Raw genomic sequence first — 11589 nt, forward strand, 5'->3', positions numbered from 1 at the left:
CAATGGGCAGCCAACTACAACCTGGCACGCCCACACTCGGCCCTTGGAGGCATCAGCCCGTTCCAAAGACTGAACAACCTTCTTGGAAACGACAGCTAGAGCCGTCCAGGATTGCGGAGGCACCTTGAGCGCCTGATCGGCATCACCTCGGGAAATAGGCCGCATGCGCCGCTGCGCGCCTTGATTTCCGAGCCTCATGTGCTAGGCCGCCCGCAAGCAAAGTTTCCGCTCCCAACTTTGAAGGGCCCGCCACCCATGGCCGTCGTTTCCAAGAAGATCCCCGCACCCGACCTCGTGCCGATCCGGCGCGCTTTGCTGTCGGTCTCCGACAAGACCGGGCTGATCGAATTTGCCAAGTGCCTGACCAATGTCGGTGTCGAGCTGGTCTCCACCGGCGGCACCGCCAAGAGTATTTCGGCCGAGGGCATCGCCGTCCGCGACGTTTCCGAGCTCACCAAGTTCCCCGAGATCATGGACGGCCGCGTCAAGACGCTGCATCCGTCAGTCCATGGCGCATTGCTCGGCGTCCGCGACGACCCCGAGCATGTCGCTGCCATGGCCGAGCACGGCATCGAGCCGATCGACCTCGTGGTGGTCAATCTCTATCCCTTCGAGGAGGTCCGCGATTCCGGCGCTCACTACGCCTCGATCGTCGAGAACATCGACATTGGCGGCCCGGCCATGGTTCGCGCCTCGGCCAAGAACCACGCCTATGTCGCCATCGTCACCGACCCGGCCGACTACAAGGACGTGCTCGACAGCATCGTCGCCAACAATGGCTGCCTGACCTACGAGTTCCGCAAGAAGCTCGCCGCCAAGGCCTTTGCGCGCACCGCCGCCTATGACGCGGCGATCTCGGGCTGGTTTGCCGAGGCGCTCGAGATCGAGACGCCCGACTGGCGCGCTTTCGGCGGCAAGCTGCAGAGCGTCATGCGCTATGGCGAGAACCCGCATCAATCGGCCGGCTTCTACCTGACCGGCGACAAGCGTCCCGGAGTCGCCACCGCGACCCAGCTCCAGGGCAAGCAACTGTCCTACAACAACATCAACGATACCGACGCAGCCTTCGAGCTGGCCGGCGAGTTCGACCCTGTCCGCACGGCCGCCGTCGCCATCATCAAGCACGCCAATCCGTGCGGTGTCGCCGAGGGTGCAACGCTGACCGAGGCCTATGCCCGGGCGCTCGCCTGTGACCCCGTCTCGGCTTTCGGCGGCATCGTTGCGCTCAACCGCATTCTCGACGCCGAGGCGGCCGAGGAGATCGTCAAGATCTTCACCGAAGTCATCATTGCGCCGGAGGCTACGCCGGAGGCCCAGGCCATCGTCGCTGCCAAGAAGAACCTTCGCCTGCTGGTGACAGGCGGCCTGCCCGATCCGGATCGCGCCGGCCTTTCGGTCAAGTCGGTCGCCGGCGGCCTGCTTGTCCAATCGCGCGACAACGCCGTCGTCGATACGCTCGACCTCAATGTCGTGACCAGGCGCCAACCGACCCAACGCGAGATCGAAGACCTGAAATTCGCCTTCCGTGTCGCCAAGCACGTCAAGTCGAACGCCATCGTCTATGCAAAGGATCTTGCCACGGTGGGTATCGGCGCCGGCCAGATGAGCCGTGTCGATTCATCGCGCATCGCCGCCCGCAAGGCGCTGGATGCCGCGGAAGCCGCCGGCCTCGCCGAACCGCTGACCAAGGGGTCGGTGGTTGCCTCCGATGCCTTCTTCCCCTTCGCTGACGGTCTGCTGTCTGCCGTCGAGGCGGGCGCCACCGCTGTCATCCAGCCAGGCGGCTCGATGCGCGACGACGACGTCATCGCCGCGGCAGATGCCCATGGTATCGCCATGATCTTCACCGGCGTGAGACACTTCAGGCACTGAGGGGCAGGTACCTTCTCCTGTTGCGGGAGAAGGTAGTGAGCGGAGCAAAGCCGGACGAGGGGTTCTGGACGGAGTGAGGTGTTGCCAGAAAAGCGGCGAGCGCCGAAACCTTGAGACGCACCGCCTCGTCCAGCACCGCTATCCGTCGTCTTCGGTGACAGCTTCTCCCACAGCGGGAAGATAATATCCGCTATTTCACCTCGTCAGCCGGATAGGGCGTGCGCAACAACACTGCCAGCCCGACGACGAAGAATATGATGATCATCGCCATGCCAAGCCGTGGCGAGCCGCTCAGGGCGGTGACTGTCGCGACCACGAACGGCGCGACGAAGCTGGTCGCCCGGCCCGACAGCGCATACAGACCGAAATAGCGCCCTGCCTCATCGGCCGAGACACTGCGCGCCATATAGGAGCGCGACGACGCCTGCACCGGGCCGAAGGCAATGCCGACCAGCAGGCCGAAGGCAATGTAGGCCTTCTCGGCGGGCGTGCCGAACAGCCCGTTGGTATCGGCACCAGGCATCTGCCACAGGCCGAACAGCGTGTAGCCCGGTCCGGTGGAGACGATGCCGATGGTGGCGATCGTCAGCAGCACCAGCGAAAACACCACCACGACCTTGGAACCGAAGCTGGTGTCGAGACGGCTGGCAACCAGGCAGCCAAAGATGGCGACGACATTGAGAATGATGCCGTAGATTCCGATTTCAGTGATTGTCCAACCGAACATCGCAGCCGCGAACGCGCCGCCAAGACCGAGCAAGGCGTTGACGCCGTCCTGGTAAATCATGCGGGCGACGAGGAAACGGAAGATGCCGGTGCGCTGGCGCACCTCGCCGATCGTCGACTTGAGCTCGGAAAGCCCCAGCCGCACGGCCGGCCGGATGGCGATGCCCTTGCCGCTGTCGGGCGTAAAGAAAAACATCGGCAGGATGAAGACGAGGTACCACAGTGCTGAAATCGGGCCTGTGGCGCGAGCATCCTCGCCTGCCACCGGGTCCAGCCCGAACAGCGGGGCCGCACCGATGATGGTCTTGCCGCTCTCGGGCGACGCAGCCAGGAAACCGACGACGAAGATCAGCACGATCATGCCGCCGAGATAACCAAGGCCCCAGGCAATGTTGGAAATCTTGCCGATCTCCTCCTTCGAAACAAGGCGAGGCATCATCGAATCATTGAAGACGATCGAGAACTCCGCCGCCACCGAAGCGAGCGAAAACAGCAGGACGATCGGCACCAGCGGCGATCCGGGCTCGGCATACCAGAGCAGGCACAGGCTGATGATCTTGATCGCGGCAAAGAATGCGATCCACGGCTTGCGCGGGCCGGTCTGGTCGGCGATCGAGCCAAGCACCGGCGACAGGATGGCGATGACGAAACCGGCTGCAGCAATGCCGTAACCCCAGGCTGCCTGGCCCATGGCCGGATCGGTCGCCATGCGCGAGACGAAATAGGGACCGAAGATGAAGGTGGTGACCACGGTGAAGAACGGCTGCGCCGCCCAGTCGAAGAACATCCATCCCCAGACGCCACGCCGAGGCGTGCGTTGAACCACCATCGTGTCAGCCATCATCCCTCCGCGCGCGCCGCATCAGCGCGTTGTCTGGAGCTATAGCGTAGTTCGCTTGCGTGGTCCTTGAGGAAAATGCCTGCCACGGTTGCCGTGGCAGGCGCCGTTGCAAGGGCTCAGCGTCCCGACAGGTCGCTCATCAGCCCGGCCGCCACCGTCAGGCGCGACACGGTGATGTCGCCACCCTCCGTCAGGGCCTGCAGCCTGTCGCGGGTACGGTTGGTCCTGTCGCCGCCGGCGTCGAGCCATGCCGCGACCGGATCGGCAGCCTTGCCGAAACCGGTCAATGCCGCAACCGCGATGCCGCGTCGCGCCGCACCGATGGTGTCGGATGCACGCGACAGCGCCAGCCCCTCATAATAGTCGGAGGTGGCGATCGCATGCGTTGCATCCTCGATCCGCGGAATGCGGAACGCCTCGCTGACGCCGAAGAACGCCTTCGCCGCTGCCAGGATGTCGGCCTTGGCGGTCTTGGCCACCAGGGCGATGTCGGGCACCAGTTCGCCTGCCTCGAGCAGCGACAGCCGCTCGGCCAGTTTCTCCGGCGCACCGGCGGCGGCAAAGCCAGCCTTGCGGTTTTCGATGCGCTCGCGGGTGAAGGCAGGCAGCATGCCTGAGAACTTCGGCTCCAGTGCTGCGCGTGCTTCCTGCAGCTCGGCGATGCGGCTCGCCAATGGCGCGTCGCTGTGCTCGTTGCGCAGATACCAGCCGCTGGTACCGAAGATCAGCCGGCTGACCGCCTGATACAGGTCGAGCTGCAGCGTGCCGTCGACGACATTGTCGAGCGCGTCGATCTCGCGATAGAGCGCCGGCAGAGCAAAGCCATCGCGCACGACGGCAAAAGCCCGCACCACATCGGCCGCCGAACGGCCGCTGGCCTCCTGCAGCCGGTTGACGAAGGATGGCCCACCACGATTGACGAGATCGTTGGCGACGACACGCGCGATGATCTCGCGGCGCAGCCGGTGACCACCGATCTCGGCGGCATATTTCTTGGCCATGCGCTCGGGGAAGTAGCCGAGCAGATCACGTTCGAAATGGGCTTCGTCGGGCACGTCGCTGGCGACGATGTCGGAGAACAGCACGATCTTGGCATAGGCGAGCAGCACGCCAAGCTCGGCCCGGGTCAGCGGCTCGCCACGCGTCTGGCGTTCGGCCAGAGCAGGCGGCCATGGCAGGTTCTCGACGGCGCGGTCGAGCAGTCCGCGCGCCTCGAGCGCGCTCATGAAGCGGCCTTGATGCGCGATGTCCTGAATACCGCGCTTGGCCGCAACCGACAGCGCCAGCGTCTGCTCGTAGTTGTTGGCCAGCACCAGCCCGGCAACCTCCTCGGTCATTTCGGCGAGGAACTTGTTGCGCGCCGGCCGCTGCAGCGTGCCCTTGCGCATCGCCGAAGCCAGCGCGATCTTGATGTTGACCTCGACGTCGGACGAATTGACGCCGCCCGAATTGTCGATGGCGTCCGAGTTGCAGCGCCCGCCCTTGAGGCCGAACTCGATGCGCGCCCGTTGGGTTGCGCCGAGATTGGCACCCTCGCCGATCACCTTGACCCTGAGGTCGGTGGCGGTGACGCGGATCGCGTCGTTGGCGCGGTCACCGACTTCCTGGTTGGTTTCGCCGGTCGCCCTGACATAGGTGCCGATGCCGCCGAACCACAACAGGTCGACCTGCGCCCGCAGGATGGCGTTCATGATCTCGGTCGGCGATGCGGTCGTCTTGGCGAGCCCGATCGCCGTTGCCGCCGCCTGCGGCAGCGTCACCGACTTCTGGGCGCGCGAAACGATCACGCCGCCTGCCGACAGCTTGGACTTGTCATAGTCCTGCCAGCTCGAACGCGGCAGGTCGAACATCCGCTTGCGCTCGGCAAAGGACGCGGCCATATCGGGCTCGGGATCGATGAAGATGTCGCGGTGGTCGAAAGCGGCGATCAGCTTCGTTTGCTCGGACAACAGCATGCCGTTGCCGAAGACGTCGCCGGACATGTCGCCGACGCCGACGACGGTGAACGGCGTCGTCTGGATGTCGCGGTTCATCTCACGGAAGTGCCGTTTGACCGCTTCCCAGGCGCCACGCGCCGTGATGCCCATCTTCTTGTGGTCGTAGCCGGCCGAGCCGCCCGAGGCGAAGGCGTCGTCGAGCCAGAAGCCGTGCTTCTCGCTGATGCCGTTGGCCGTGTCGGAGAAGGTCGCCGTGCCCTTGTCGGCGGCAACGACGAAATAGGGATCGTCCATATCGCGGCGGACAACGCCCGCCGGCGGCACCACCTTGTCGCCGTCGAGATTGTCGGTGATCGACAGCAGGCTGGAGACGAAATTGACGTAAGCAGCCTTGCCGGCCTCGAACACCGCGTCGCGGCTGCCCCCCACGGGCAGGCGCTTGGGGAAGAAGCCGCCCTTGGCGCCGACAGGCACGATGACGGCATTCTTGACCTGCTGCGCCTTGACCAGGCCAAGCACCTCGGTGCGATAGTCCTGGGCACGGTCAGACCAGCGCAGGCCGCCGCGCGCCACCGCGCCGAAGCGCAGATGCAGCCCCTCGACCTCCGAACCATAAACGAAGATCTCGCGCCACGGCCGCGGCTCTGCCAGGCCTTCGACGCTGCGCGAGTCGAGCTTGATCGCCAGCGATTGGCCACGTTCCTTCTTACCCGCCACGAAGTGGTTGGTCCTGAGCGACGCTTCGATCAGGTTGACGTAGCGCCGGATGATGGTGTCGTCGTCAATATTGGGGACCGCCTCGAGCGCGTCCTTGATCTTGGCCTTGAGGTGCTTGGCGGTGACCAGGCCGTCCTGTTCCTGTGCCGGATCGAGCCGGGCGAGGAAAAGCGCGTGCAGGCCGCGCGCGATATCGGGATAGCGGTTCAGCGCTGCCGCGATGAAATCCTGGCTCTGCGGAATGCCGGCCTGCTGCAGGTAGCGGCCATAGGCACGCAGGATAAGAATCTCGTTGGAGCCGAGACCTGCCGTCTGCGCCAGCGCGTTGTAACCGTCATTGTCGGCGTCGCCGTTCCAGACCGACAGGAACACCTCTTCGAACAGCGCGCCACTGTCGGCGAGGTCGATCGGCTGGCCGTAGGCGTTCTCCAGCTCCATGTCATGGATGAAGATCTGGTCTTCGCCCTTCTCGCCCAGTTCGAATGTGCGCTCGCTGATAACGCGGAAGCCCATGTTCTCGAGCAATGGCACGCGCCGCGACAGCGCCACCGGCGCGCCGTGGTGATAGATCTTCAGCGAGGCCTGTGTGGACGCCTGGCCGGTGTCGCGATAGCAGTCGATGACGATCGGGTTGGATGCGCCGATCGAGGCGATGCGCTCGGCATCGACGAGGGCTGCCGCCGGCGAGAAGCTGTTCTGGTAGTCCTGCGGGAAGTGGCTGGCGAGCCTGACGAAAGATGCGGATGAGCCGGCCTCGGCTGAAGCCTCGCGCAAGCCGTCCTCCCAGGTCCGCACCATATCGCGGATTGCCGCCTCGATGGCCGTCTGCTCGACCTTGGGCGTCTTGCCGCCGGAGCGGCCGATGATGAAATGGACGCGCGCCAGCCCGCCCTCGGGGAAGGCCGGGTAATAGGCCGACAGGCGGCCTTCGAACACGGACTTGAGATAGGCGCCGATCTTCTCGCGCACCACCGAATCGTAGCGGTCGCGCGGCACGAAGACGAGGATCGAGACAAAGCGATCGAACTGGTCGACACGCACCAGCGCACGCACGCGCGGCCGTTCGATCAAGCCGAGGATGGCCTCGGAATGCTTGCGCAACGTCGGCACGGCGACCTGGAACAGCTCGTCGCGCGGATAGGATTCAAGCACGTTGATCAGCGCCTTGCCGGAATGGTCGGCAGGGTCGAAGCCCGACTTCTGCACCACGGTTTCGGCCTTGGAGCGCAGATAGGGAATCTTCATCACCGAGCGCGTGTAGGCGGTCGAGGTGAACAGGCCGACGATGCGCAGTTCGCCCGACAGCTGCCCCTTGGCGTCGTAGGTCTTGATGCCGATGTAGTCGAGATAGGCGCGGCGGTGCACCGCCGACTTGGCATTGGCCTTGGTGACGATCAGCGGATCCGGGCCATGCAGAAAGGCGCGGATTTCGGGTGTCGTCGACGTCGCGTCGATGGTGTCGCGGCGCAGCACCAGAACGTCGGGGTCGGCGAGGATGCCGAGGCCCGGCTTGTCGGAGCGTTCCAGTACGCCACTCTTTTCGCCGCCCGAATATTTGAATTCGCGCATGCCGAGGAAGGTGAAATTGTCGTCACGCAGCCATTCGAGGAAGGCGATCGCCTCGGTCACCGCATTCTTGTCGAGCGGGATCGGCGCATAGCGGAATTCCGAGATCGCCTGGTCGAGCCTGGCCAGCATCGGCTTCCAGTCGGTGACGGCGGCGCGCACCTGCCCAAGCAGCTTCTTCAGCCGCTCGCGCAGCGCTTCTGCGGCCTCCTTGCCAAGCGGCGGAATGTGGACGTGAATGACGCTGACCTTGTCGGCCGCCTCCTCGCCCTTGTGGCCGCCATCGCTCAGGATCTCGTCGACGCCGGTGCGGCCATGGCGCACGTGGATGACCGGGTGGGTGACAAGCACCGGCTCGCCGGCGGCTTCGGTGATCTCGCCGAGCACCGAATCGAACAGGAACGGCATGTTGTCGTTGACGACGGTGACAACAGTGACCGGCCGGTCATGGCGGACGACGCTGCCGTCGGTCTCGATGTCGATGACCGAAGAACCTTTGCGGTGCTTGAGCACGGCCTGCTCGGCGAGCTGTGCTGCGCGCTCCAGCATGCCCGGCTCGTAATCGGCCACGTCCTCGGCCGGCGCTCGGGCGAGCAGCAATTCGTGCAGCTGGGGAGGTCTGTTGGAGGATTTGGAGGCGGATGCAGTCTTGGCGGATTTCGCCTTAGACTTCACAGATGCGGCCATGACGCTAGTTTCTCCCGTCCCGTCACATGCTTTTGCGACTATCGTAGCAGATGGCCTGCCTTTAGCGACAAAGGTTTGACGGAAGGTAGGCAAAAACGCCTATCGGGCAGGCAGAAATTGCCTGCAAAATAGGCTGACGCAGCGTCCCCAAGGCTCGCTGCGTACCCGGCCTGACAAAACTTTGGCCTTTTACCTCGCGGCAATCGCCGCGGCCGCACCCGCCATGGTCGTGGCGCTCACCCGATTCGCAATCTGCATCGCCCGCTTGCTCCGCAAAAGCTTGCGCGCCTGTGCTGCTGCGAACACCCAGGCGAGGTCGATGGCGATCAACACCGCCGCCATCGTCAGCGTCAGTTCCAGCCAGCCGACGACGCTCACCGAAGCCAGGTCGATGATCGTCGGCAACAGCGCCAGATAGAACATCATGATCTTGGGATTGCCGAGCGTCACGGCCATGCCGGCAGCGAAAAGCTTGAGCGGAGAATCCTGACTCGGCATCTCGCCTTCGCGCGTGTCGACGGGGGCCGTCCACATTTTCCAGGCGAGGTAGACGAGATAGGCGACGCCAGCCCACTTCACCACGACGAAGGCCATGTGAAAGGACTGCGCCACGAAGGCGAGGCCAAACACCGCCAGCGAAAGCCAGATCGCCTCGCCGATCCACATCGCCGCCAGGAACGGCAACACGTCACGAAAGCCCTTCGAGATGACCCGTGCCACCAGTGCTGCAATGGAAGGCCCGGGCGAACCGGCGGCAACAAGCAGAGCACCGGCAAAGATCAGAAGCGAAGTCGGTTCCATCGTCATCCCCGAATGGCTGGTCGCGGAACCTTACGGCATGCGCCGCAACTTGCAACCGCCAGACGAACCAGGCGCCTATGCCATCAACTTTGCGAGATCGGACAGGAAAGCAGGTTGTCCAGGACAGCCTACAGGCAAATGAATAGCTCGCGCGCCGGCACGATGTCGGGTGGCCGGCACCTCGGCACGCCACGGAGGAGATGTCATGGCCAAGTTTCTCTTCGTCTATCACGGCGGCGCCATGCCGCAATCGGAGGAAGAAGGCGCCAAGGTGATGAAGGCCTGGATGGACTGGTTTGCCGGCTTGGGCGCTGCCGTCGTCGATGGCGGCAATCCGGTCGGCAAGTCTCAGACGGTTGCCGCCAACGGCGCTGTTACCAATGACGGCGGCGCCAATCCGGTCAGCGGCTATTCGGTGTTCGACGCCAAGGATCCCGCCGACGCCGCGCGCATCGCCAAGGGCTGCCCTATCCTCCACGCCGGTGGTTCGGTGGAAGTCGCACCCATCATCGAGATGTAGTCGGGGTCGCACCCACGCCCCAAAGCAAAAAGGGCGCCTCCATTGGAGACGCCCTCTTGATTTGTGCCGCGTGGCTTATGCCGCGCCGGCGGTCTTCGACGACTTCTCGAAGCGCTTGCGCTCGTTCGGGTCGAGATAGAGCTTGCGCAGGCGGATGGTCTTCGGCGTCACTTCGACCAGTTCGTCGTCCTGGATCCAGGCGAGCGCGCGCTCGAGCGTCATGCGGATCGGCGGCGTCAGGCGCACTGCTTCATCCTTGCCGGCGGCGCGGATATTGGTCAGCTTCTTGCCCTTCAGCACGTTGACCTCGAGGTCGTTGTCGCGGCTGTGGATACCGATGATCATGCCCTGGTAGACCTTCACGCCGGCGTCGATGACCATCGGGCCGCGGTCTTCCAGGTTCCACATGGCGAATGCAACCGACTCACCCTGATCATTGGAGATCAGAACGCCGTTGGTGCGACCGGGCAGCTCGCCCTTGTAGCCCTGGTAGGAGTGGAACAGGCGGTTCATGACAGCCGTGCCACGCGTATCGGTGAGCAGTTCCGACTGGTAGCCGATCAGGCCGCGCGTCGGCGCATGGAACACCAGACGCTGGCGGTTGCCGCCTGAAGGACGCAACTCGACCATCTCGGCCTTGCGCTCCGACATCTTCTGGACGACGACGCCGGCATGCTCTTCATCAACGTCGATGACGACTTCTTCGACGGGCTCGAGCAGGTCGCCGTTCTCGTCCTTCTGCATGACGACGCGCGGACGCGACACGGCAAGCTCGAAGCCCTCGCGGCGCATCGTTTCGATCAGCACGGCCAGCTGCAATTCGCCACGGCCGGAGACGTAGAACGAATCCTTGTCGGCCGATTCCTCGATCTTGAGGGCGACGTTGCCTTCGGCTTCCTTGAGCAGACGGTCGCGGATGACGCGGCTGGTGACCTTGTCACCTTCGGTGCCGGCCAGCGGCGAGTCGTTGACGATGAAGGACATGGTGACGGTCGGCGGATCGATCGGCTGCGCATGCAGCGGCTCGGTCACGGCCGGGTCGCAGAAGGTGTCGGCGACGGTTCCCTTGGAAAGGCCGGCGATGGCAACGATGTCGCCTGCCTGCGCTTCTTCGATCGGCTGACGCTCGAGACCACGAAAGGCGAGGATCTTGGAGACGCGGCCGGTTTCCAGCAGCGAACCGTCATGGTGCAGCACCTTGACCGGCTGGTTGGACTTCAGCGTGCCGGATTCGATGCGGCCGGTGATGATGCGACCGAGGAACGGGTTCGCCTCGAGAATGGTGCCGATCATGCGGAACGGGCCGGGGTGAACCGTCGGTGCCGGTACGTGCTTGAGCACGAGGTCGAACAGCGGCGCCAGGCCCTGGTCCTTCGGGCCTTCCGGATTCTCGGAAACCCAGCCATCGCGGCCCGAACCGTAGAGGATCGGGAAGTCGAGCTGTTCGTCGGTGGCGTCGAGGGCTGCGAACAGGTCGAACACCTCGTTGATGACTTCCTGATGGCGGCCATCAGGACGGTCGATCTTGTTGATGACGACGATCGGCTTCAGGCCGACCTTGAGCGCCTTGCCGACCACGAACTTGGTCTGCGGCATCGGGCCTTCGGCAGCGTCGACCAGAACAATCGCGCTGTCGACCATCGACAGGATGCGTTCGACCTCGCCGCCGAAATCGGCGTGGCCAGGGGTGTCGACGATGTTGATGCGGGTGTCCTTCCAGTCGACCGAAGTCGCCTTGGCCAGGATGGTGATGCCGCGTTCCTTTTCGAGATCGTTCGAATCCATCGCGCGCTCGGCGACGCGCTGGTTTTCACGGAACGAGCCGGATTGCTTGAGAAGCTGGTCGACGAGCGTGGTCTTGCCATGGTCGACGTGCGCGATGATCGCGATATTGCGGAGGTTCATATGTCTACTCGGGAGCG

The 11589-nt window shown here is 64.2% G+C and carries 6 protein-coding genes; 2 read left to right on the plus strand and 4 right to left on the minus strand.

Annotated features, from left to right (window positions below; genetic code table 11):
- Positions 1–255 precede the first annotated feature (255 nt).
- Positions 256–1872 (plus strand): bifunctional phosphoribosylaminoimidazolecarboxamide formyltransferase/IMP cyclohydrolase, encoded by a 1617-nt coding sequence (gene purH / locus HNQ95_RS30020; protein WP_067956508.1) that lies wholly within the window; start codon positions 256–258, stop codon positions 1870–1872.
- Between the two features lie 190 nt (positions 1873–2062).
- Here purH and HNQ95_RS30025 read toward each other — a convergent pair whose 3' ends face one another.
- The 3 genes from HNQ95_RS30025 to HNQ95_RS30035 all read right to left on the minus strand — a co-directional run bounded on the left by HNQ95_RS30025 (position 2063) and on the right by HNQ95_RS30035 (position 9147).
- Positions 2063–3439 (minus strand): MFS transporter, encoded by a 1377-nt coding sequence (locus HNQ95_RS30025; RefSeq protein WP_376769282.1) that lies wholly within the window; start codon positions 3437–3439, stop codon positions 2063–2065.
- A 116-nt stretch (positions 3440–3555) separates the two neighbouring features.
- Positions 3556–8346, minus strand: a complete 4791-nt coding sequence (locus HNQ95_RS30030; RefSeq protein ID WP_182575979.1) for an NAD-glutamate dehydrogenase — start codon at positions 8344–8346, stop codon at positions 3556–3558.
- Between the two features lie 189 nt (positions 8347–8535).
- Positions 8536–9147 carry a LysE family translocator gene (locus HNQ95_RS30035; RefSeq protein ID WP_067966014.1) on the minus strand — a complete coding sequence of 204 codons (612 nt, stop codon included), beginning with the start codon at positions 9145–9147 and terminating at the stop codon, positions 8536–8538.
- Between the two features lie 205 nt (positions 9148–9352).
- Between HNQ95_RS30035 and HNQ95_RS30040 the strand changes: the two genes are divergently transcribed.
- Positions 9353–9667, plus strand: coding sequence for a YciI family protein (locus tag HNQ95_RS30040; RefSeq protein WP_067956501.1), 315 nt, complete (start codon positions 9353–9355; stop codon positions 9665–9667).
- 75 nt (positions 9668–9742) lie between these two features.
- Here the strand turns inward: HNQ95_RS30040 and typA are convergent, their stop codons facing one another.
- Complete coding sequence (gene typA, locus HNQ95_RS30045) at positions 9743–11572, minus strand: translational GTPase TypA (RefSeq protein ID WP_067956499.1); 1830 nt, start codon at positions 11570–11572, stop codon at positions 9743–9745.
- Positions 11573–11589 lie beyond the last annotated feature (17 nt).

It is taken from the genome of Aminobacter ciceronei (genome assembly GCF_014138625.1).
GTDB classification, from domain to species: domain Bacteria; phylum Pseudomonadota; class Alphaproteobacteria; order Rhizobiales; family Rhizobiaceae; genus Aminobacter; species Aminobacter ciceronei.